Source organism: Duganella sp. HH101, assembly GCF_001758795.1.
Classification (GTDB): Bacteria; Pseudomonadota; Gammaproteobacteria; order Burkholderiales; family Burkholderiaceae_D; genus Rugamonas; species Rugamonas rivuli.
In genome coordinates this window covers 451061-472764 of sequence record NZ_LRON01000003.1, presented here as the reverse complement: position 1 = coordinate 472764, position 21704 = coordinate 451061, and the positions used below count along the sequence as shown (strand labels likewise).

At 65.3% G+C, this 21704-nt stretch carries 18 protein-coding genes; 7 read left to right on the top strand and 11 right to left on the bottom strand.

Features of this window, described 5'->3' with window-relative positions; genetic code table 11:
• Positions 1–31: 31 nt before the first annotated feature.
• From DUGA2_RS07305 to DUGA2_RS07295, 3 genes are all read right to left on the bottom strand, one after another.
• Complete coding sequence (locus DUGA2_RS07305; protein ID WP_070268263.1) at positions 32–2029, bottom strand: M13 family metallopeptidase; 1998 nt, start codon at positions 2027–2029, stop codon at positions 32–34.
• A 55-nt stretch (positions 2030–2084) separates the two neighbouring features.
• A complete protein-coding gene (locus tag DUGA2_RS07300; protein ID WP_070268261.1) occupies positions 2085–4298 on the bottom strand; it encodes a TonB-dependent siderophore receptor in 2214 nt (737 codons plus the stop codon).
• 98 nt (positions 4299–4396) lie between these two features.
• Positions 4397–4978 (bottom strand): hypothetical protein, encoded by a 582-nt coding sequence (locus tag DUGA2_RS07295; protein ID WP_070268259.1) that lies wholly within the window; start codon positions 4976–4978, stop codon positions 4397–4399.
• Between the two features lie 362 nt (positions 4979–5340).
• Between DUGA2_RS07295 and DUGA2_RS07290 the strand changes: the two genes are divergently transcribed.
• Both DUGA2_RS07290 and DUGA2_RS07285 read left to right on the top strand, forming a co-directional pair.
• Positions 5341–6795 (top strand): S41 family peptidase, encoded by a 1455-nt coding sequence (locus DUGA2_RS07290; protein ID WP_070268257.1) that lies wholly within the window; start codon positions 5341–5343, stop codon positions 6793–6795.
• Positions 6796–7000: 205 nt separating this feature from the next.
• The gene (locus DUGA2_RS07285) at positions 7001–8122 is read left to right on the top strand and encodes a beta-ketoacyl-ACP synthase III (protein WP_070268255.1); all 1122 of its coding nucleotides are present in this window, start codon (positions 7001–7003) and stop codon (positions 8120–8122) included.
• Here the strand turns inward: DUGA2_RS07285 and DUGA2_RS07280 are convergent.
• Positions 8119–8736: an FMN-dependent NADH-azoreductase gene (locus DUGA2_RS07280; protein ID WP_070268254.1), complete on the bottom strand. Its 618-nt coding sequence runs from the start codon at positions 8734–8736 to the stop codon at positions 8119–8121. The two genes, DUGA2_RS07285 and DUGA2_RS07280, sit on opposite strands and share 4 nt — an antisense overlap.
• Positions 8733–9176, bottom strand: coding sequence for a GNAT family N-acetyltransferase (locus tag DUGA2_RS07275; RefSeq protein WP_070268252.1), 444 nt, complete (start codon positions 9174–9176; stop codon positions 8733–8735). The genes DUGA2_RS07280 and DUGA2_RS07275 overlap by 4 nt, the downstream gene beginning before the upstream one ends.
• Positions 9177–9255: 79 nt before the next feature.
• Here DUGA2_RS07275 and DUGA2_RS07270 point away from each other — a divergent pair, with 79 nt between their 5' ends.
• The 4 genes from DUGA2_RS07270 to DUGA2_RS07255 all read left to right on the top strand — a co-directional run bounded on the left by DUGA2_RS07270 (position 9256) and on the right by DUGA2_RS07255 (position 14726).
• Positions 9256–10695: a PLP-dependent aminotransferase family protein gene (locus DUGA2_RS07270; RefSeq protein ID WP_070268250.1), complete on the top strand. Its 1440-nt coding sequence runs from the start codon at positions 9256–9258 to the stop codon at positions 10693–10695.
• Positions 10696–10788: 93 nt separating this feature from the next.
• Positions 10789–11241, top strand: a complete 453-nt coding sequence (locus DUGA2_RS07265; protein ID WP_070268248.1) for a carboxymuconolactone decarboxylase family protein — start codon at positions 10789–10791, stop codon at positions 11239–11241.
• Between the two features lie 72 nt (positions 11242–11313).
• A complete protein-coding gene (ybaL, locus tag DUGA2_RS07260; RefSeq protein WP_070268246.1) occupies positions 11314–13041 on the top strand; it encodes a YbaL family putative K(+) efflux transporter in 1728 nt (575 codons plus the stop codon).
• Positions 13042–13094: 53 nt separating this feature from the next.
• Positions 13095–14726 (top strand): hypothetical protein, encoded by a 1632-nt coding sequence (locus DUGA2_RS07255; RefSeq protein WP_141753208.1) that lies wholly within the window; start codon positions 13095–13097, stop codon positions 14724–14726.
• Here DUGA2_RS07255 and DUGA2_RS07250 read toward each other — a convergent pair whose 3' ends face one another.
• Complete coding sequence (locus tag DUGA2_RS07250; protein ID WP_070268242.1) at positions 14727–16772, bottom strand: NADPH-dependent 2,4-dienoyl-CoA reductase; 2046 nt, start codon at positions 16770–16772, stop codon at positions 14727–14729.
• 211 nt (positions 16773–16983) lie between these two features.
• Here DUGA2_RS07250 and DUGA2_RS07245 point away from each other — a divergent pair, with 211 nt between their 5' ends.
• Positions 16984–17511: an SRPBCC family protein gene (locus DUGA2_RS07245; RefSeq protein ID WP_229214618.1), complete on the top strand. Its 528-nt coding sequence runs from the start codon at positions 16984–16986 to the stop codon at positions 17509–17511.
• Positions 17512–17582: 71 nt separating this feature from the next.
• Here the strand turns inward: DUGA2_RS07245 and DUGA2_RS07240 are convergent, their stop codons facing one another.
• The 5 genes from DUGA2_RS07240 to DUGA2_RS07220 all read right to left on the bottom strand — a co-directional run bounded on the left by DUGA2_RS07240 (position 17583) and on the right by DUGA2_RS07220 (position 21655).
• On the bottom strand, positions 17583–18035 hold the full coding sequence (locus DUGA2_RS07240) for a hypothetical protein (protein ID WP_008443635.1): 453 nt from the start codon (positions 18033–18035) through the stop codon (positions 17583–17585).
• A 24-nt stretch (positions 18036–18059) separates the two neighbouring features.
• The gene (locus tag DUGA2_RS07235) at positions 18060–18503 is read right to left on the bottom strand and encodes a DUF2721 domain-containing protein (protein ID WP_070268240.1); all 444 of its coding nucleotides are present in this window, start codon (positions 18501–18503) and stop codon (positions 18060–18062) included.
• Between the two features lie 81 nt (positions 18504–18584).
• Complete coding sequence (gene pip, locus DUGA2_RS07230) at positions 18585–19541, bottom strand: prolyl aminopeptidase (RefSeq protein ID WP_070268238.1); 957 nt, start codon at positions 19539–19541, stop codon at positions 18585–18587.
• A gap of 89 nt (positions 19542–19630) precedes the next feature.
• Positions 19631–20371, bottom strand: coding sequence for an acetoacetyl-CoA reductase (gene phbB / locus DUGA2_RS07225; RefSeq protein ID WP_008443632.1), 741 nt, complete (start codon positions 20369–20371; stop codon positions 19631–19633).
• A gap of 105 nt (positions 20372–20476) precedes the next feature.
• A complete protein-coding gene (locus tag DUGA2_RS07220) occupies positions 20477–21655 on the bottom strand; it encodes an acetyl-CoA C-acetyltransferase (protein ID WP_070268237.1) in 1179 nt (392 codons plus the stop codon).
• Positions 21656–21704 lie beyond the last annotated feature (49 nt).

Genomic DNA, 21704 nt, shown 5'->3' with positions numbered 1-21704 from the left:
TTTTTTTGCGTTCTTCCCAGTGGTTAAGCGCTTACCAGATGATCACGCGCTGTTCCGGCGCAACATACATCTGGTCGCCCGGCTTCACGCCGAAGGCTTCGTAGAAGCCCGGCTGGTTGACCAAGGTGCCGTTGGCGCGGAACTGGCCCGGCGAATGCGGGTCGGTCTTGATCAGCACGATCTGCTGCTTGTCGCGCGTCTTGCTGCGCCATACCTGGGCAAAGCCCATGTAGAAGCGCTGGTCGCCCGTCAGGCCGTCGATGACCGGCGCCGGCTTGCCGCCCAGCGACAGCTTGTACGCCTTGTAGGCGATCGCCACGCCGCTGTTGTCGGCGATGTTCTCGCCCAGGGTCAGCGCTCCGTTGACGTGGTAGCCTTCGATCGGGCTGTAGCCGTCGTACTGCTTGGTCAGCGCGTCGGCCTTGGCCTTGAAGTTGGCGCGGTCTTCCTTGCTCCACCAGTCGCGCAGGTTGCCGTCGCCGTCGGACTGGCTGCCCTTGTCGTCGAAGCCGTGGCTGATTTCGTGGCCGATCACCGCGCCGATGGCGCCGTAGTTGACGGCGTCGTCGGCCTTGGCGTCAAAGAACGGCGGCTGCAGGATCGCTGCCGGGAACACGATCTCGTTCATCGTCGAATTGTAGTAGGCGTTGATGGTCTGCGGCGTCATGCCCCACTCTTCGCGGTCGATAGGCTTGCCCAGCTTGTTGATCATGCGCTGATGGCCGAACGCCGAGGCGCGCAGCACATTGCCCACCAGGTCGCCCTTGACGATGGCCAGCGACGAGTAGTCGCGCCATTTGTTCGGGTAGCCGATCTTGGGCGTGAACTTGGCCAGCTTGGCTTGCGCTTCCTTCTTGGTCTCCGGGCTCATCCAGTCCAGCGTGTCGATGCTGGTCTTGTACGACGCCAGCAGGTTCTTCACCAGCTCTTCCATGCGGGCCTTGCGCTCCGGCGGGAAGTACTGGCCCACGTACAGCTTGCCCAGCACTTCGCCCAGGCTGCCTTCGACCAGGCCGACCGCCGATTTCCAGCGCGGCGGCTTGACCTCGATGCCGGTCAGCACGGTGCTGTAGAAATCGAAGCTGGCGTCGGCGAAATCCTTCGACAGATACGGCGCGGCGCGGCGCAGCAGCTGCCATTCGAAGTAGGATTTCCAGGTCGCCAGGTCGGTCTTTTCCAGCTGCGCGTTGAAGCCGGCCAGGTAGCTCGGCTGGTTGACGATCACGTAGTCGACCTTGCTGGCCACGCCGGCCGCGGCCAGCGCGTGCTGCCAGTCATAGCCCGGCGCCAGTTCGGGCAGCTTGGCGATGGCGGTCTTGTTGTAGCGCTTGACCGGGTCGCGGTTCTCGACCTTGGTCCACTGCGCGGCGGCCAGCGCGGTTTCCAGCGCGACGACGGCCTTGGCGCTGGCGGCGGCGTGCTTGTCGCCGCCCAGGGCCAGGATCTTGGCCACATGCGCCTCGTACTTGGCCAGCGTGTCGACCATCTTGGCGTCGTCTTTTTTCAGGTAGTAGTCGCGGTCCGGCAGGCCCAGGCCGCTTTGCGAAATGCCGACCGCGTACCTGGTCGATTCGCGCGCATCCTGGCTGACGTAGACGCCGTACGGCGTGCTGACGCCGAGCTCGCTCAAGTGGGCGATCAGCATCGGGAAGGCTTTCTTGTCCTTGATCGCGCGGATGCGGTTGAGCTCGCCCGCCAGCGGCTTGGCGCCCAGCGTCTCCAGCTTTTTATCGTCCATGAAGCTGGCATACAGGTCGCCGATCTTTTGCGCGTCGCTGCCGGCCTTGCGGGCTTTATCGGCCTCGGCCGTTTCGATGATGCCGCGCAGTTGCGGCAGCACGTCGTCGCGCAGCTTGGCGAAGGTGCCCCAGCTCGATTTGTCTTCCGGGATTTGCGTGACCTTGAGCCACTCGCCGTTCAGGTGGCGATAGAAATCGTCTTGCGGACGCACGCTGGCGTCGATGTATTGGGTGTCGATGCCGGACACCGGGGCAGGATCGGCGGCGGCGGCGCCGGCGTAGGCGGTCATCAGGCTTAAGGCAAGCGTGCTCAGCAAGTATCGTTTCACTGCAATTCCCTCGTGGTTAAAACTTCATTTCATATTTGACGCTCCAGACGACGTACGTCTGGTTGGTCGTATCGGCCAATTGTGCCAGGCCGTTGGTGGTGACAACATTATTACCGAGGGCGTCTTCCGCCATCAGATTATTCGCAGAAATGCGGATTTGATGGCGCGCATCGAATTTCCACAGGCCGTAGGCGTCGAACGAACGCTTGCGGCTGGTGTACACCAGCTGCTCGGCGCTGCTCTGGATGAGGGTCGGCGGCGTCCAGTTGAGGCTGGCGCCCAGCGTCAGCGGCACCGGTTTCAGGCGGTAATCCAGGCCGACGTTGGCGGTCTGCCTCGGTTGCGCGTCGAGGCGGTTGTTGGGGCCGGGGATGCCGTCCACGCTGGACCAGAAGCGGCTGTAGTTGGAACGGAAGTCGATCGCCGGGCCGTCCGCCATCAACTCCTGCAACTGGAACTTGGCTTCCAGCTCGATGCCCTTGGTGCGCGCGTGGCCGATGTTGCCCGGTGTCGAGACCCAGCGCGGGCCGGTCGGCGTGTCCTGCAAGGTCAGCTCGCGGCGGATCAAGTCCTTGATGTCGCGGATGAAGCCGCCGGCAGTGACGATGCCGCTGCGACCGAGGTAGTGTTCGTAGGCGAAGTCCAGGCCGGTCGCCAGTTCGGGCTTCAGGTCCGGGTTGCCGGTGCGGTCGGGACGGGTGGCGCTGTTCAGGCGCGACAGCGACGGCAGCGCGATCAAGTCCTGGATGTTGGCGGCCTTGTAGCTCTTGGTCAGGCTGGCGCGGATCTGGTCCTTGTCGTGGCCGGGAATGCGGTAGACGCCGTGCAGCAGCGGGCTCAGCACGCTGCTGGTGTTGCCGATGTCCTGGCCGGCGCGCGTGCTGGTGGTGCGTATGCCTTCCCAGCGCAGGCCGGCGTAGCCCGACCACTGCTGGCTGATGTCCCACTCGTCCTGCGCGAACACGGCCAGGCGGCGGGTGTCGGCCGTCAGGTCGTTGCCGGAATCGCCGAACTGGGACACGCCGTTCTTGTCCAGCGAAGTCTTGGTCTCGGCGCGGTGGCCCAGCTCGATATCCCAGCCGGCCGCCAGCGCGTGTTCCTTGCCGAGCGGCGTGGTGTACTTGCCGCCGGTGCTGGCGCTGCGGTCGCGGACGGTGGAGTCGTCGGTGTAGCGCTGCAGCAGATTGCCGGCGTTGTCGTATTGATAGCGCAGCGAATCGCTGTCGCTGTGGCCGCTGCCGAAGCCGAACTTGACGTCCAGCTTGGCCGCGCCCTGCAGCTTGTGCACCCAGTTGCCGAAGCCGCGCAGGAAGGTCGATTCGGCGTGGGTGCCGGTCAGCGCCAGGTTGTATTCGGGCGGCTGCAGCAGCGCGGCCGGCACCAGGCCGGCGTTCTGCGTCAGGTCGCTGCGGCCGTCGCTGTCGCTGCGGTTGACCATCAGGAAGGGCTGGAAGTTCAGCGTATCGCCGTTGTCGAACTTGTACGACAGGCGCGGCGTCAGGTGGATGCCGCGCGAGCTGCGCCTGGTTTCGTCGAGGACGTCCTGGTCCTTAAGCACCACGCCGTCGCTGCGGGTGTCGCGGTTGACGGTTGCGGTCTGGTCGTGCTGGCGGTTTTCGAAGACCGAGCCGGTCAGCAGCCAGCTCAGGCTGCCGCTCTTGCCCGGCGCCGTCAGCGACAGATTGGGCGCGTGGCGGCCCTGCTCGATGCTGTCGGTGAACTTGAGCTGATTGTCTTTTTGCTGGTAGCCGTCGCGCAGGATGATGTTGATGGTGCCGGCGATGGCGCGCGTGCTGTGCTCGGCGATGGGGCCGCGCATCACTTCGATGCGCTCGACCTGGTCGGGCGCCAGCGATTCCATCGAGAAGCCGGCGGGCGGGCGTTCGCCGTTCAGCAGCACCTGGGTGTAGCCGTTGCCCATGCCACGCATGCGCACATCGCCGCCGCGGCCAGGCCGGCCGCCGATGGTGACGCCCGGCAGGCGCTTGAGGATGTCGCCGAGGTTGCTGTCGCCGTTGCGGTCGAGCTCCTCGCGGCCGTAGACCTGCTTGCCCGCCACCGAGTTGCGGCGCTCGTCCATATCGCCGGCGCGGCCGCCGCTGATGGTGATCTTGGGCAGCGGCTTGCCGTCCGGCCCGAGCACCGGCTGGGTGGGCGTCGCGCCGGTTTGTGCGGAGACATCGGCGGCGCCCAACAGGGCCAGGCAGGCTAAGGAGATCAGTTTATTCATAGGCTGGATATTCTACCGGCAGCCCTGCCTGCAAATTGATCAGCGGGCGGTTTTTTACTTTACGATACACACCGCCCCGCCCGCGCTAGGGGTATCCCTTAGCCGCCACCGCCGGGCAGGCTGATGCTGGCGCCGCCGGGCCCGCCAACGCCGCCGCCCATGCCGCTCTTGCGGCCGCCGCGATGCTGCTGCTCGCCGCCTTCCTGCTTGTGCGGCGCGGCGCCGTGGGCGCCGTTGTCCGGCACGCGCAGCAGTTGTTCGCCGACCAGTTGCACCACGCTCTGGCGCTGCGTTTCATTCAAGGCATCGTTGACGGTCAGCCACCATTCGCGCAGCAGCTTTTCCTCGCTGGCGGCGGCGGTGGCTTCCTCGTCGACCGCCTTGGCCAGGTCGCGCAGTTCGACGTTGGCGCCCTTGGTCGCTTCCAGCGTGGCCGCCTGCAGGCGCTCGCGGCGGGCCTGGCGCTCGCGCAGCAGGTTGCGCGTCTTGCTTTCGGTCTGCTGCCACAGGGTCTGCTGGTTGGCGTTGAGGTTCAGCGATTTTTTCAGCTCGGCCGCCATCGGCAGGAAATCCTCGGCGCGCATCTCCATGACAGGCAGGGCAAACGCCGGCGACAGCACGGCGCTCAAGGCCAACGCAGCGCTCAGGCGCTGCAACGTGGAACGGAAGTTAATACGCATGTAGGCTCCATGGATAAAAAAAAGCCTGCGCTTGGGGCGCAGGCGAAAACCACTTCAGGGTAGAGAGAAATACGAGTTCAGTTTAGGTCGCGCCCCCCGCCGTTACAGGACTTCTTACAATTGCTTACGGTCGTGAACGTGGGGGATACACTGCGTACAAAACGGCAAACTTGATACTTCGCAAGCAGGCGCTGGCGTGCTTTAAAAGTCAACGGCAAGCGTTGTAAATTCTCGTAAAGGTATAAATCATTTCGTGACGGCTACTACGTTTGCCGGGAATCAGGTTTATACTCAACTCAAGCACGTTGCGGCGGGAAGGCCCACCGGCGACGGCTGTCGGCAATAGCTTCGATAGGTGAAACATGGGCAAGAAACTAAAAAATTCCGGACTGGTCGGCCTGGGTGTCGTGGCCGGTGTCGCGATCTCGCTGCAGTTTTCCGCCATGGCGCAAAAGCCGGTGGACCCGCCGCTGCCGCTGGAAGAGCTGCGACAGCTGGCCGATGTGTTCGGCCTGATCAAATCCGACTACGTCGAAAAAGTCGAAGACAAGAAGCTGCTGACCGAAGCGATCTCCGGCATGGTGGCCTCGCTGGATCCGCACTCCGCCTACCTGGACAAGAAAGCCTACGCCGAACTGCGCGAAGGTTCGCAGGGCAAGTTCGTCGGCCTCGGCATCGAGATCGGCCAGAGCGAGGACGGCTACATCAAGATCGTCGCGCCGATCGAGGATTCGCCGGCCTGGCGCGCCGGCATCAAGGCGGGCGACCTGATCTCCCGGCTGGACAACACGCCGGTCAAGGGCCTGAGCCTGGACGAGTCGGTCAAGAAGATGCGCGGCGAGCCGCACACCAAGGTCAGCATGACCATCCTGCGCAAGGGCGAGGCCGAGCCGCTGGTGTTCAACATCACGCGCGAGGAAATCCACCAGAAGAGCGTCAAGGGCAAGCTCGTCGAGCCTGGTTACGCCTGGGTGCGCATCTCGCAGTTCCAGGAACCGACCGTCGACGACCTGGCCGCCAAGATTATCGAATTGTACAAACAGGACCCGAACATCAAGGGTCTGGTGCTGGACCTGCGCAACGACCCGGGCGGCGTGCTGCAAGGCGCGATCGGCGTGGCGGCGGCCTTCCTGCCCAAGGATGCAGCCATCGTCTCGACCAACGGCCAACTGCCGGACTCCAAGCAGATCTTCTACGGCCGTCCCGAGTACTACGCGCTGCGCAACGACAGCGACGCGCTGGCCAAGCTGCCGGCCGCGATCAAGCAGGTGCCGATGGCGGTGCTGGTCAACACCGGTTCGGCCTCGGCCTCGGAGATCGTCGCCGGCGCGCTGCAGGACTACAAGCGGGCCGAGATCATCGGCACCCAGACCTTCGGCAAGGGTTCGGTGCAAACCATCCGCCAGCTGACCGCCGACACCGCCGTCAAGCTGACCACGGCGCGCTATTACACGCCGAACGGGCGCTCGATCCAGGCCAAGGGCATCGTGCCCGACCTGGCGGTGGATGAGAACGCCGACGGCGACGGCCTGAACGCGCTGCGCACCCGCGAGGCCGACCTGGACAAACACCTGAGCAACGACCGCGACCAGGAAATCGCCAAGAGCAAGCGCGACGAGCTGGAAGAGCAGCTGCGCATCGTGGCGCTGGAGAAAAAGCGCAAGCCGCTGGAGTACGGCAGCGCCGACGATTTCCAGCTGGCGCAGGCGCTGAACCACCTGAAAGGCTTGCCGGTCCAGCTGGCCAAGCCGGAAACCACGGTGGTGCAGACCGAAGCCGCGCTCGGCGGCATCAAGAAGGATCTGGCCAAGAAATAAAACCTTGGGGTCAAGTCTGACATTTGGACACGGGCTCTACCGTAAAGCGCTTTACGGTAGAGCCCGTGTCCAAATGTCAGACTTGACCCCATTTTTTTCAGCGGCGCCGCAAGGGCGCCGCTTTTATTTTCGCCTAACGTGCAGCCATTGTGTAGAATTTGCCTCATTATTGGCGTGAGCCATTGCTAAATTTGAAAGTTTAAACATGAAACAAGCTGTCATCAGCGGTACCGGCCTCTTTACGCCAGCCCAGTCGATCTCCAATGAAGAGCTGGTGGAATGCTTCAACGCCTACGCCGAACAGTTCAACGCCGACAACGCCGCCGCCATCGCGGAAGGCACGGTCGCGGCGCTGGAAATGTCCAGCGTGGCCTTCATCGAAAAAGCCTCCGGCATCAAGTCGCGCTATGTGATGGAAAAGACCGGCATCCTGGACCCGGCGCGCATGGTGTCGCGCATTCCCGAGCGCGCGGACGAGGAACTGTCGCTGCAAGCCGAGATCTGCGTGGCCGCCGCCCGCCAGGCGCTGGACCGCGCCGGCCGCGTGCCGGCCGATATCGACATGGTGCTGGTGGCCTGCTCCAATATGCAACGCGGCTATCCGGCGATGGCGGTCGAAGTGCAAGGCGCGCTGGGCATCGAAGGCTACGGCTTCGACATGAACGTGGCCTGCTCGTCGGCCACCTTCGGCATCCAGCAGGCGGTGGCGGCGGTGCAGAGCGGCCAGGCGCGCGCGGTACTGGTGCTCAACCCCGAAATCACCAGCGGCCATTTGAACTGGCGCGACCGCGACAGCCACTTCATCTTCGGCGACGCCTGCACGGCGATGGTGATCGAGGCGGCCGACACGGCCAAGGGCTCGCACCGCTGGGAGATCGTCGAGACCAAGCTCAAGACCAGCTTCTCCAACAACATCCGCAACAACTTCGGCTTCCTGAACCGTTTCGATGAGGCGGGCATCGGCCAGCCGGACAAGCTGTTCCGCCAGCAGGGCCGCAAGGTGTTCAAGGACGTGTGCCCGATGGCCGCCGAGATGATCAAGAACACCATCACCGGCGCCGGGCTGGAAGTGCCGCAGGTGCGCCGCTACTGGCTGCACCAGGCCAACCTGAACATGAATCTGCTGATCAGCCGCATGGTGCTGGGCCGCGACGCCGAGCCCGGCGAAGCGCCGGTGATCCTGGACACCTACGCCAACACCTCGTCGGCCGGTTCGGTGATCGCCTTCCACAAGCACTCGGACGACATGGCCCCGGGCCAGCTGGGCGTGATCTGCTCCTTCGGCGCAGGCTACTCGATCGGCTGCGTGGTGGTGCGCCGGATTTAAGCGACGCAGGTTTCCAGCTCCCGCTCGACGGCCGCGAAAGCGGCCGTTGTCGCTTCCGGGCCGAATGCCGTGGCCTGGACGGAGAGGAAGCTGAGGCTCTTCAGGCCTATCGTCGGCAGGATGGCGCGCAGATAGGGTTCGAGGAAGTCGGGCTGACGGGCGCGCTCGCCGGTGCGGTAGCCGCCGGAGCTGACGGCGATGTACACCGGACGGTCCGCCAGCGTGCCGATCTTGCCCTCCGGCGTGGCGTTGAAGGTGACGCCGATGCGCACCACGTGGTCCAGCCACGCCTTCAACACCGACGGCACGGTGAAGTTGTGCATCGGCGTGGCGATGACCACGCAATCTGCATCGCGCAGCTCGGCGATCAAGCGGTCCGACAACGCCAGCGACGACAAGCCGCGTGCCGCGGCCGCCGATACCCGGTCACGCGTGCCGCCCAGGGCCGCCGCATACTCGCCGTCGATATGCGGCAGCGGCTCGGCCCACAGGTCGCGCGTGACGATCTGCGCGGCAGGGTGCCGCGACAACAGCCGGTCCATCACGCGCTGGGACAGGCGATAACTCACCGACTGCTGCCCGCGCGCGCTGCAAGTGATGTGCAGGATCTTCATGCCGCCCCCGCATTCAGGAATTTACCGAAACGCATGGCGCCCGTCAGCAGCCCCTGGCGGAAGTAGAAACGCTGCGCCAGCGCGTTCGCCATCCCGGTGTCGAGCACCAGCTTGACGCACGCCGCCTGTTCCGCATACACGGTCAGATGCTCCAGCAGCCGCGCACCCCAGCCCTGGCCGCGCGTCTTCTCGCCGGCCACCAGGTCGTCCACGTACATGAACTTGCCATACACCAGATTCTCCTCCAGCCGATAACCGGCCAGCGCCACCACTTCGCCCTCCTCCCATGCGGCCAGGATGCGATAACCCTGCTGCCCCATGCGCGTGACGCGGGCGACGAAATCGTCCTCGGTTTCCAGGTGCGGGCGCAGCTGCTTCATCACCGGGTAGCAGGCACGCAGCTGGTCCTCCGTCTCGACATCCCTCAGTTTTTCACTCATGGCCGATCCTTTCAAAACGCCATCTTATGAGCGCAATGGCATAATCTACAGAGCCATAAAACGACATTTCGACTAGGCCATGAAAAACCAGCCCGACTTCCTCCAGCTCGACACCACCGCCGCCGAACCGCTGTACCGGCAGATCTATACCCGCTTCCGCAACGCCATCGCGGAAGGCCTGCTGCTGCCGGAGGCCCGCATTCCTTCGGCTCGCGCATTGGCGCTGGAACTAGGACTGGCGCGTGGCACGGTGGAAGCGGCCTACTCGCTGCTGGTCGCCGAAGGCTATGTCGAAACGCGCGGCCAGGCCGGCACCGTGGTGACGCCGGCGCTGGCCCGCCATGCCTCGACGGCAACCACGCCAGCACCCGCACGCGCACCGCGAGCCCGCGCTCATCCCACGACATCGGCAGCGTCGGCGATGCCCACCCCGCTGAACCGCCCCTTCCAAATGGGCTTGCCGGCGCTGGACGCCTTCCCGCGCAAGGTGTGGGCGCGGCTGGCGGCACGCGCAATCCGCGCCACGCAAGCCGATGACATGGCCTACCCTGCCTTCGCCGGCCAGGCGCCGCTGCGCGCCGCCATCGCCACCTACCTGCAACTGTCGCGTGGCATCGACTGCGCGCCGTCGCAGGTGTTCATCACCTCCGGCTACCGCAACACGCTGGAGCTGGTGACGCGCGCCCTGCTACAACCGGGCGACGGCGTCTGGGTGGAAGACCCCGGCTTCCCGCCGACGAGCGAGCTGCTGAAACAGGCCGGCATGAAACTGGCCCCGGTGGCGGTGGACGCCGACGGACTGGTGGTATCGCACGGCGTGGCCACCGCGCCGCGCGCCAGGGCCGCCATCGTCACGCCCGCGCATCAAAGCCCACTGTGCGTCGCGCTGTCGCTGCCGCGCCGCCTGGCGCTGCTGGACTGGGCGAGGCAGGCCGGCGCCTGGATCGTGGAGGACGACTACGACGGCGAATACCGCTACGCCAGCCGCCCGCTGCCGGCGCTGCAAAGCCTGGACCGCGACGGCCGCGTGCTGTACGCCGGCACCTTCAGCAAGGTGCTGTTCCCGGCGGTGCGGCTGGCCTACCTGGTGGTGCCGCCGGCGCAGGTGGCGCGCTTCGAACAGATAAGCCAGACCTTCGCCGCCGCCGGCCCGGCGCTGATGCAAACCATCGTCAGCGATTTCATGAACGAAGGCCACTTCGCCCGCCACATCCAGCGCATGCGCCGCCTGTACGCGGAGCGCCGCCGGATCGCCGCCGAAGGACTGGGCGCGGTGCTGGGCAAGCACCTGCGCATCGATCCGCAGCCGGGCGGCATGCACCTGGTGCTGCGCATGAAGGGCCGCCACACCGACCGCGCACTGGCCGAGCGCATGCGGCAGGACGGCATGGCCGCGCTGGCGCTGTCCGAGCGCTGCGTGCTGCCGCATGCGGCGTCTGCGCTGCTGCTGGCCTTCACCAACATCGACACGCCGCAGCGGGCGCGGGAACTCGGCAGGCGGATACTCAGGCTGATGTAAACATGGCCTAGTCCGATAGCCCATTCTTGGCTCTTCACGGCTAGGCCATGCGCCAGCAGAATACGCTCATTCGCAATCAATCAAGGAAACGCCATGAGCAAGCGCCTCGAAGTATTCAAGCACGCCCCGGAAGCCTACAAGGGCTTCGCCGCCGTCAAGAGCTATGTGCAGACCTGCGGCCTGCCGGCCGAGCTGGTGGAGCTGGTCTACCTGCGCGTGTCGCAGATCAACGGCTGCGCCTACTGCATCGACATGCACACCCGCGACCTGCTGAGCCAGGGCGTCAAGATCGACAAGGTGGTGCTGGTGCCGGTGTGGGAAGAAGCGGCCGCGCTGTTCAGCGAGAAGGAGCGCGCCGCCCTGGCCTGGGCCGAAAGCGTGACCCGCGTGGCCCAGACCAATGTGCCGGACAGCGACTATCAAAAAGCGATCGCCATCCTCGGCGAAAAAGAACTGGCCGACCTGACGGTGGCGGTATCGCTGATGAACGCCTTCAACCGCTTCGGCGTCAGCATGCGCATGGCGCCGGCGGCATTGGCCAGCTGATCGGGCGATCCGTGTGGCGCGCGATTGTGCTACGCTAGGGTTCACCCACCCTCGCGCAGGAGCCCCGCACGCATGCCCCACAATATCAGCCTGATCACCACCATCGCGGCCGCACTGGGCTTCGGCCTTTTGTTCGGCTATGTCGCAACGCGCCTTAAACTGCCGGCGCTGGTGGGCTATCTGGCTGCGGGCATCATCATCGGCCCCGCCACGCCGGGCTTCGTGGCCGATACGGCGCTGGCCGGGCAGCTGGCCGAAATCGGCGTGATGCTGATGATGTTCGGCGTCGGCCTGCATTTTTCCCTCGACGATTTGTGGGCAGTGCGGCGCGTCGCGCTGCCGGGCGCGGTGCTGCAGATCGCGGTCGCCACCGCGCTGGGTATGGCGCTGGCGCACTTCTGGGGCTGGAGCATGGGCGGCGGGCTGGTATTCGGCCTGGCGCTGTCGGTGGCCAGCACCGTGGTGCTGTTGCGGGCGCTGGAGGAGCGCGGAATTCTCGACAGCTTCAACGGCCGCATCGCGGTCGGCTGGCTGGTGGTGGAAGACCTGGTGACGGTGCTGGTGCTGGTACTGCTGCCTGCGCTGGCAGGTTCGCTGGGCGGCGCGCACAGCGAAAGCCACGGCGTCACGGCCATGGGCGAAGCGAACCTGTGGACCACGCTGGCCATCACGCTGGGCCAGGTCGGCGCCTTCATCGCGCTGATGCTGGTGGTCGGCCGCAAGCTGTTCCCGTGGATTTTATGGCAGGTGGCGCGCACCGGCTCGCGCGAGCTGTTCACGCTGTGCGTGATCGCCGCCGCCGTCGGCATCGCCTACGCATCCACCCATTACTTCGGCGTGTCGTTCGCGCTGGGCGCCTTCTTCGCCGGCATGGTGCTGCGCGAATCCGAACTGGCGCACCGCGCCGCCGAGGAATCGCTGCCGCTGCGCGATGCGTTCGCGGTGCTGTTCTTCGTCTCGGTCGGCATGCTGTTCGAGCCGGCGATACTGGTCGAGCAGCCGCTCAAGCTGCTGGCGGTGGTCGCGATCATCGTGGTCGGCAAATCGGTGGCGGCCTTCCTGCTGGTGCTGCTGCTGCGCTACCCGGCCAAGACCGCGCTGATGGTGTCGGCCAGCCTGGCGCAGATCGGCGAGTTCTCCTTCATACTGGCGGCGCTGGGCCTGTCCCTGGGCCTGATGCCCGCCGAAGGCCAAAGCCTGATACTGGCCGGTGCGATCATCTCCATCGCGCTCAACCCGGTGGTGTTCCGCGTCACCAAGCCGCTGGAACGCTGGCTGGGACGGAACGCGTCGCTGGCGGCCAGGTTCGAACGCACCGCCGATCCGCTGGCCGAGCTGCCGACGTCCGTGCCGCAAGAGCATCTGGCCGGCCAGGTAGTGCTGGTCGGTTATGGCCGCGTGGGACGGCGCATCGCCGCCGCGCTGACCGAACGCGGCATCCCCTTCGTGGTGGCGGAACAGAACCGCGAGCTGGTGGACCAACTGCGCAAGGAAGGCGCGCACGCGGTGGCCGGCAACGCGGGCGAGCCGGCGGTGCTGATCCAGGCCCACATCGCGCGCGCCTCGATGCTGGTGATCGCCACGCCGGACACCTTCCACGTGCGGACCATGATCGAAACCGCGCGCGCGCTCAACCCCAACATCAAAACCGTGGTGCGCACCCACAGCGACGAAGAAGCGGAACTGCTGCGCGGCGAACGCGCGGGCGAAGTCTTCATCGGCGAGCAGGAACTGGCCAAGGGCATGACGGAATTCGTGCTGGCCAACCTGGCGAAGAGCGCAGGCCACCATGGTCACTAGGCGTTCGACCAGGCAGGCGCTCGCATGGTGAATCAACTTCAGGAGTAGCAGTATTGAAAAGTAGTTTATTGGTCCTGCTGTTGGCAGGGCCGGCGGTCGCGCAGTCCGTCACCGCCACGCTGAGCGCCACCGACAGCGCCAGCCTGGAACTGCGCTACGATATCCCCGCGACATGCGATGCGCTCAATTTCTCCAACCCCGGCATCGCTCCGCCAGCCGCCAGCGACATCCGCCGCGACTGGACCGCGCTCGACGACTGCGCAGAGGTCGACAGCCGGCAGGTCCGCCGCAAGGCCGCCTCCTGCACCAGCCTGCGCTTCCGCGTTCCGGCCGCCACGCGCAACCTCGACCGCGTTTATCCATGGGCCTATCCGATCGGCCAGGGCTTTTACGCGCATACCAGCGCCTACGCCGTCAGTCCCGCTTCCTGCGGCGCCGTGGACTGGAAATTCAGCGCGCCCGGAGGCGCGGTCGTGGTGGATGGCGTGCCTTCCGATGGCGAGGCCGCGCTGCCGTCCACCGCGCCCCAGGCGCATTACACGCCGGTGGCTTTACTGCTTGAGCCGCTGCCGCAAGGCCGCGCCGCCAAGATACACGTGGACCCAAGCCTGCCGGCGGCCGACGTGCGCTTCCTTGAGGGGACCATAGTCGACGCCACCGCCTACCTGTCCAAGGCGCTGCCGGACATCGACTTCCCCGTCCCCTACATCATCGCGGTGAAGTCGCCGGATGCGAACGGCTGGCGCGGCGACGTCGCCAACCGCAACACGATGCGGCTGACCATTTCGGCGGCCACGCCGGCCCGCACGCAGCCGGCGCTGCGCAGCTACCTCGCGCATGAAGTGAGCCACCTGCTGCAACCGTCCGGCTGGAAGGACGCATGGAAGGATGACCAGCCGATGATCAGCGAAGGCGGCGCCGACTTCCTCAGCTGGCGCACCAGCGCTGCGCTGGGCTGGCAAGACCGCGAAGCGCTGAAGGACGAACTGGAAAAGGCCGTCAACGGCTGCCTGGCCGCCGTCGGCGGCGCGAACTGGCGGCAGACCGCCAATCGCCAGCAGTGGCCAACGCCCTATGTCTGCGGACTGACCTTCCACGTCATCGGCCTCGCCAGCCGCGCCAACGACCGGCCGGCGATGCTGATGCTGCGCGACTACTACGGCGCGGCGCAGCGCACCGGCAAGACCGACTTCGCGCAGGCCCTGGAGTGCGGCGCGGCCGCCGGCTGCCAGCCGCGCTGGCTGTCGCGCGTGGCGGGCAAGGAGCCGCTGGCGGAAGTCGTGGCGGCCTACGCGCGCACGCCGGGGGCATTGTTCAAGCCTGCGGAAAAATGGAGCGCGGCGACCACCGCGGTGGTCGCGCATAAACTGGTGGAGCAACTGATGCGCGCCGATTGCGGCGGCGCCGTCAGCATCTACAACGAGCCGACGGCCGCGCGCATCGCCGCAGGCCCGGCCTGCAAGGCGCTGCGGCCCGGCATGGGCGTGGTCGGTGCGGAAGGCCGTCCGCTGTTCTCGGATCAGACAGCGGCGCGGGCGGTGATCGAGGCCTGTAGCGCGAAGCGCCAGGCCAGATTGGGGCTGGAGGATGGCGGCAGCGTCGATATCGCATGCGACGCCGCCACCGTCAGCCTGCCCGCCGAGCAGTACTCGGTGGACATCGACGCCGCGTTGAAGCGGCTGTAGTTACAGGCTGACCGCCAGCTCCGCGCCTTCCTTGATGGCGCGCTTGGCGTCCAGCTCCGCCGCCAGCGCGGCGCCGCCGATCTTGTGGAAGCGCGGCCAGGCTGCGTTGGCCTTGACCTCCTCTTCCGACGGCATCAACTCGGTCAGGCTGTCCTGGCCCGCGCAGACCACCACGTTATCCACCGACAGCAGGCGCTGCTCGCCGGCGATGGTCACGTGCAGGCCATGGTCGTCGATGCGGTCGTACTGCACGCCGGCCAGCATCACCACGCCGTTGCGCGCCAGGACCGCGCGGTGCACCCAGCCCGAGGTCTTGCCCAGGCCCGCGCCCAGCTTGGAGGTCTTGCGCTGCAACAGGTACAGCTGGCGCACCGGCTCCGGCGTCGCCACCGTCGTCAGGCCGCCCGGCGTGTCGCCCTTCATGTCCACGCCCCATTCCTTGGCCCAGACATCCAGCGCCAGCGGCAGCGGATGCTTGGGATCGTGCAGCAGGTATTCGCCGACGTCGAAGCCGATGCCGCCCGCGCCGATGATGGCCACGCGCTTGCCCACCGGCGCCTTGTTCTGCAGGACGTCGATATACGACAGCACCTTCGGATGGTTGATGCCTTCGATCGGCGGACGGCGCACCTTGATGCCGGTGGCGACCACCACGTCGTCGTAGCCCTCGGCGATCAGCTGCTCGCGCGTGACGCGCACGCCCAGCTTGACGGCGACGCCGGTCAGTTCCAGCTTGCGGCGGAAGTAGCGGATGGTCTCGGCGAATTCCTCCTTGCCCGGGATCTGCATGGCGATCTTGAACTGGCCGCCGACGCTGTCGCTGGAATCGAACAGGGTGACGTCATGGCCGCATTCCGCCGCCACCGTGGCCGCCGACAAACCGGCAGGCCCGGCGCCGACCACCGCCACGCGGCGCTTCTTCGCGGCCGGGGCGTAGACCAGCTCCGTCTCGTGGCAGGCGCGCGGATTCACCAGGCAGCTGGCGCGCTTGTTGGAGAAGGTGTGGTCCAGGCAGGCCTGGTTGCAGCCGATGCAGGTGTTGATTTCGTCGGTGCGGCCTTGCGCGGCCTTGATGACGAAGTGCGAGTCGGCCAGGAAGGGACGCGCCATCGAAATCATGTCGGCGTCGCCGCGCTGCAGGATGCCTTCCGCTTCGGCCGGCATGTTGATGCGGTTGGAGGCCACCACCGGTATCGTCACTTCGCGGCGCAGGCGTCCCGCCAGGCTGGCGAAGGCGCCGCGCGGCACCGAGGTGACGATGGTCGGCACCCGCGCCTCGTGCCAGCCGTAGCCGGTGTTGAGGATGGTGGCGCCGGCGTACTGCAGGGCCTTGGCCACCGCCACCACGTCGTCCCAGGTATTGCCGCCGTCGACCAGGTCCAGCAGCGAGTGGCGGTACATGATGATGAAGTCGTTGCCCACTTCGGCGCGGATGCGCTTGACGATTTCCACCGAGAGACGCATGCGGTTCTCGATGCTGCCGCCCCAGCGGTCGGTGCGCAGGTTGGTGCGGGCGCACAGGAACTGGTTGAGCAGATAGCCTTCGCTGCCCATCACCTCGACGCCGTCGTAGCCGGCGTCGCGCGCCAGTTTGGCGCAGCGGGCGTAGTCGCGGATGGTCGCTTCGATGCCGGCCTCGGTCAGCGCGCGCGGCTTGAACGGCGAGATCGGCGATTTCTTCTCCGACGCCGACACCACGAACGGCTGGTAGCCGTAGCGGCCAGCGTGCAGGATCTGCATCAGGATCTTGCCGCCCTCCTCGTGCACCGCGCTGGTGACGCGCCGGTGGTTGATCACGTCGCCCTTGAAGTTGAGCGTACCTCCAAAGGGGAGCAGCCACCCGGAGCGGTTGGGAGAGATGCCGCCGGTGACGATCAATCCCACCCCGCCGCGTGCGCGCTCGCGATAGAATGCCGCCAGTTTTCCATAGTTGTAGAAGCGGTCCTCAAGACCGGTGTGCATGGAACCCATGACGACGCGGTTGCGCAGCGTCGTGAAGCCAAGATCGAGTGGGGCCAGCAGGTGTGGGTATGGTGAAGTTGTCATTATGGTTCTTAGAGTCAGACGTTGGGTCGGGCATGTTGATGCCCGCATTAAAACTCAATTCTCTAGACCTGGGCTTCTAAAGTCCCGGCGCCCGCCTCCCGAAATGAGCGGTCGGTGCGGTAGCGCTCTTGTATTCTGCCACCCTTTCCCTTACGCTGGAAAGATGATGCGATTCCTTCTGTTTTTGTTGTTAGGTGTAGCGGCCCCGGTGATGGCGCAGGCACCTAAGCTTGAATTGCCCAAGCTGGAGGTGTCGGTCAACCGGGTTGAACTCGATGCGCTGCATATGTACGAAGTGGACGCCACCGGCACGGTGGCGGCGCCACTGCCGAAGGTATGGCGCATCCTGACGGGCTATGAACGCATGGCCGAATTCGTGCCCGACATGGAGTCGTGCAAGGTCTTGTCCCGCAACGGCAATGAGGTCATCGTCGAACAATTCGGCGTGGCGCGCTTCCTGTTCATGACCAAATCCATCCACCTGATCGTGCGCGCGACCGAGCAGCCGATGTCGTCGATCGACATTTCGCTGATCTCCGGCGACATGAAGCACTACGAATCGCATTGGGAATTGATACCGGTGCCCGAAACCGGCGGCACCAAGGTGGTCTACAGCGGCAAGCTGATACCGAACTTCTACGTGCCCGGCATCCTCGGCGCCAAGATGATACGCGGCGATATCGAGCGCATGATGAGCGCCGTGCTGGCGCGCCTCGACCGCCGCGAAGACGCTAAATAACCCGCATGCCCGCGTAATACGCCTGCTGCGCCGCATAGGGGTCGGACCCCGCTTGGCGGTGCGGGGTAAGCCTAAGCGAGGTAAGTGTCGCGGTCGCGCAGTTCGGCGAAGTTTTCCAGGCTGCCGATCTTCACCAGCACCGGATTGAGACTGAGCTTGGCCTGCATCGCGCGCCAGGCGAACTGCCATTCCTGCTCCTGCGCTTCGGCGGCCGTCTTGGTGAAGGCCACGCCCAGGGCCGCGCGGGTGCCGTATTCGACGGCGCCGTCGATGCCCGCCCAGCTAGGCAGGGTGCGCTGCACGGCGCGGTGCAGCCGCTCGCCGAATTCCTCGGTGTTGTGGATGACCAGGCAGCTGTCGGACGAAAACAGCTCGAAGAGCTTGCGGTCCCATACCTTGGAGAGGCTCAGCGTCAGGCAGCTGTTGGCCGGGGTCAGGATGAACTGGCCCTGGGTCAGCGCCAGTTCCAGGTCTTCGCGCACGCCGTAGCGATACAGGGTCGGAGGGCGTTGGTAATCGTGCATGTTGGTACTCTATTCTTTACAAAGTTATTTGAGCGGGCGGCGCACATGGCGGTGCGAACGCATCGCCGCCGAAGCGATGAAAATCTCCCGCAGCAGGTAGACGAAACTGCCGATCAGGGCCAGCATCGCCACCACGAACATGCCCGCGATGTACTTGTCCAACGAGATGTTGGTGATATCGCCCAGGAACAGCATCGCAATCACCAGGCAAATCAGCAGCCCGCAGGCGGTCGACAGCGTGATCGAGGCGTTGATCAGGTGCGATCTTCGGTAGAGCACATCGAGTTCGTTCAGGTAGACGTCGCTATAGCCGATATCGAGCCTGTCCTCCAGCACCCGCGAACGGTCGATGATGCGCGCCAGGCGGTTGGTCAGCACCATCAGGTTGGTGCATACGCCCGTCAACAGGAACACCGGCGCGATCGCCAGCTGGATGATATGGCCGATGTCGCCGACTTGTATATTCATGGATGCGTGGAAGCTGGAATTATCGATAGTGTATCAGCCCGCGCGCCATGCGGGCCGATTCCGGACGGCTTACACCCGGCGTCAGGCAAACCCGCGGCTGCGCTTGAACTGCTCGGTGGCTCCCACCAGCGCCCGCGAAATGCCTTTTTCCATGGCGCCGTGGCCTGCGTCGGGCACCATGTTCATCACCGATCCGGGCCAGGCCTGGTGCAGGCGCCAGGCCGATACCGGCGGGCAGATGACGTCGTAGCGGCCCTGCACGATCACCGCCGGCAGGTGGGCGATGCGGTCCATATTGCGCAGCAGCTGGTCCTCGCCGAAGAAGCCCAGGTTGGCCATGTAGTGCGATTCCAGCCGGCCCACGCCCAGGTCCAGCGTGTCGGACGGCGGATCTTCGGCCTGCGGCATCAGGAACACGCGGCGGCCTTCGAAACGGCTCCAGGCGCGCACCGCCGGCCAGTGGATCGCCGGGTCGTCGCTCATGATGCGGTTCACATAGGCTTGCAGCAGGTTGCCGCGCTCCGCCTCCGGGATCTGGGCGACGAATTCGGCGTGCACCTCGGGGTGGAACCACTGGGCGCCGTGCAGGAACCAGTCCACCTCCGCCTGCGTGCACAGGAAAATGCCGCGCAGGATGAAGCCCAGGCAGCGCTCGGGATGCGCCTGGCCGTAGGCCAGCGCCAGCGTCGAGCCCCAGGAGCCGCCGAACACCAGCCATTGCTCGATGCCGAACATGACGCGCAGGCGCTCGATGTCCTCGACCAGCAACTGGGTAGTGTTGGCGCGGCATTCGCCCAGCGGCAGCGACTTGCCGGCGCCGCGCTGGTCGAACAGGATCACGCGGTACTGGTCCGGGTCGAAGAAGCGGCGGTGCTGCGGCGACAGGCCGGCGCCCGGGCCGCCGTGCAGGAAGACCACCGGTATGCCTTGCGGATTGCCGACTTCTTCCCAGTAGATGGTGTGCAGGTCGTCGACCGCCAGCATGCCTTGGCGCGACGGCAGAACGGGCGGGAACAGGGGCGAGGTCGGGTCGAACATGGCTATCCTTTAGGCATCGATAGCAGATTGTACGAAAAAAAAGCCAGGATCGCGAACGATCCCGGCCTTGGGCTGGAATGCTTAGCCGCTTAGGACATGTGCTGGCCGCCGTTGATGGCGATATTGGCGCCGGTGACGAAAGCCGCTTCGTCCGACGACAGGTAGGCCACCAGGCCCGCGACTTCTTCCGGCTTGCCCAGGCGGGCCATCGGAATTTGCGGGATGATCTTGGTATCGAGCACCTCCTGGGGGATCTCCATCACCATTTTGGTGCCGATGTAGCCCGGCGAAATGGTGTTGACGGTCACGCCCTTGCGCGCCACTTCCAGCGCCAGCGCCTTGGTGAAGCCGTGCATGCCGGCCTTGGCGGCCGAATAGTTGGTCTGGCCGAAGGCGCCCTTCTGGCCGTTGACCGACGAAATATTGATGATGCGACCCCAACCGCGTTCCACCATGCCATCGCACACAGGCTTGGTCATGTTGAACACGGAGTCCAGATTGGTGGCCATGACGGCGTCCCAATTCGGCTTGTCCATCTTCTTGAAGGTCATGTCGCGGGTGATGCCGGCGTTGTTCACCAGCACGTCAATCGGACCGATATCTTTTTCGATAGCGGCCACGCACGCCTGGGCCGAATCGTAGTCGGCCACGTCGCACGGATAAGCGCGGAAATTAAAGCCCTGATCGCGGGTAGTTGCGAGCCATTGCTCGACCTTCGGATTGCCAGGGGAATACGTGGTGACGACGCAATAGCCTAATGCCGACAGTTTGAAACACACTGCTTCGCCCAGGCCACCCATACCACCGGTTACTAATGCAACTCTTGCCATTTTCGTCCCCTCTTTAATTGACACCAAAAATCATCTGACACCGCGCCGTCAGCAAGCCGGCGCGGCACTGCTACTGCTTGTTGCTGCGAATGTTGCGAGTGCTGCTTAAGCGCGTTCGATGGCCAGCGCCACGCCCATGCCGCCGCCGATGCACAGCGAGGCCAGGCCTTTCTTGGCATCGCGGCGCACCATTTCGTGGATCAGCGTGACCAGGATGCGGGCGCCGGAAGCGCCGATCGGGTGGCCGATGGCGATGGCCCCGCCGTTGACGTTGATCTTGCTGGTGTCCCAGCCCATTTCCTTGTTGACGGCCACGGCCTGGGCGGCGAAGGCTTCGTTAATTTCCAGCAGGTCCAGGTCGTCCGGGGTCCAGCCGGCCTTTTTCAGGCACAGGCGGGTGGCCGAGACCGGGCCCATGCCCATGAAGGCCGGGTCCAGGCCGGACGAGGCGTAGGCCTTGACCTTGGCCAGCACCGGCAGGCCCAGTTCCTTGGCCTTGGTGGCGGACATCATGATGACGGCGGCGGCGCCGTCGTTCAGGCCGGAGGCGTTGCCGGCGGTCACGCTACCTTCCTTGGCGAAGGCCGGGCGCAGGCCGGCCAGCGCTTCGATAGTCGAGCCTGGTTTGACGTATTCATCGCTGTCGAACACGATGCTGCCCTTCTTCTGGACGATTTCCAGCGGCAGGATCTCATCCTTGAACTTGCCGGCTTTTTGCGCGGCTTCCGCCTTCAGCTGCGAGTTCAGCGCGAACTCGTCCTGCTCGGTGCGGGAAATCTCGTATTTCTTCGCGACGTTCTCGGCGGTGGTGCCCATGTGGTACTGGTTGTAGGCGTCCCACAGGCCGTCGACGATCATGGAGTCGACCATTTTGAAGTCGCCCATGCGGAAGCCGTCGCGCGAACCGTTCATCACGTGCGGCGAGGCGCTCATGTTTTCCTGGCCGCCGGCGATGACGATGTCGGCGTCGCCGGCCTTGATCGCTTGCGCCGCCAGGTGGGTGGCTTTCAGGCCGCTGCCGCACACATGGTTGATGGTGAAGCCTGGAATGCTGTTCGGCAGGCCGGACTTGATGACGGCCTGGCGGGCCGGGTTCTGGCCGACGCCGGCGGTCAGCACCTGGCCGAGGATGGCTTCGCTGATCAGGTTGGGATCGATGCCGGTCTTGGCCAACAGGCCCTTGATCACATGCGCGCCCAGCTCGGAAGCCGGGGTCTTGGCCAGGCTGCCACCGAATTTGCCTACGCCGGTACGGCCAGCGGCCACGATAACTACATCATCCATGAGACTCTCCAATGCGCCGGCCACGGCCGGCTTAGTTTAGCAACAACTT

Bases quoted from the DNA above. Each gene is read 5' to 3' on its own strand.
- DUGA2_RS07305 (WP_070268263.1), bottom strand. From the start codon at position 2,029: ATGACCGCCTACGCCGGCGCCGCCGCCGCCGATCCTGCCCCGGTGTCC.
- DUGA2_RS07300 (WP_070268261.1), bottom strand. From the start codon at position 4,298: ATGAATAAACTGATCTCCTTAGCCTGCCTGGCCCTGTTGGGCGCCGCC.
- DUGA2_RS07295 (WP_070268259.1), bottom strand. From the start codon at position 4,978: ATGCGTATTAACTTCCGTTCCACGTTGCAGCGCCTGAGCGCTGCGTTG.
- DUGA2_RS07290 (WP_070268257.1), top strand. From the start codon at position 5,341: ATGGGCAAGAAACTAAAAAATTCCGGACTGGTCGGCCTGGGTGTCGTG.
- DUGA2_RS07285 (WP_070268255.1), top strand. From the start codon at position 7,001: ATGAAACAAGCTGTCATCAGCGGTACCGGCCTCTTTACGCCAGCCCAG.
- DUGA2_RS07280 (WP_070268254.1), bottom strand. From the start codon at position 8,736: ATGAAGATCCTGCACATCACTTGCAGCGCGCGCGGGCAGCAGTCGGTG.
- DUGA2_RS07275 (WP_070268252.1), bottom strand. From the start codon at position 9,176: ATGAGTGAAAAACTGAGGGATGTCGAGACGGAGGACCAGCTGCGTGCC.
- DUGA2_RS07270 (WP_070268250.1), top strand. From the start codon at position 9,256: ATGAAAAACCAGCCCGACTTCCTCCAGCTCGACACCACCGCCGCCGAA.
- DUGA2_RS07265 (WP_070268248.1), top strand. From the start codon at position 10,789: ATGAGCAAGCGCCTCGAAGTATTCAAGCACGCCCCGGAAGCCTACAAG.
- ybaL (WP_070268246.1), top strand. From the start codon at position 11,314: ATGCCCCACAATATCAGCCTGATCACCACCATCGCGGCCGCACTGGGC.
- DUGA2_RS07250 (WP_070268242.1), bottom strand. From the start codon at position 16,772: ATGACAACTTCACCATACCCACACCTGCTGGCCCCACTCGATCTTGGC.
- DUGA2_RS07245 (WP_229214618.1), top strand. From the start codon at position 16,984: ATGGCGCAGGCACCTAAGCTTGAATTGCCCAAGCTGGAGGTGTCGGTC.
- DUGA2_RS07240 (WP_008443635.1), bottom strand. From the start codon at position 18,035: ATGCACGATTACCAACGCCCTCCGACCCTGTATCGCTACGGCGTGCGC.
- DUGA2_RS07235 (WP_070268240.1), bottom strand. From the start codon at position 18,503: ATGAATATACAAGTCGGCGACATCGGCCATATCATCCAGCTGGCGATC.
- pip (WP_070268238.1), bottom strand. From the start codon at position 19,541: ATGTTCGACCCGACCTCGCCCCTGTTCCCGCCCGTTCTGCCGTCGCGC.
- phbB (WP_008443632.1), bottom strand. From the start codon at position 20,371: ATGGCAAGAGTTGCATTAGTAACCGGTGGTATGGGTGGCCTGGGCGAA.
- DUGA2_RS07220 (WP_070268237.1), bottom strand. From the start codon at position 21,655: ATGGATGATGTAGTTATCGTGGCCGCTGGCCGTACCGGCGTAGGCAAA.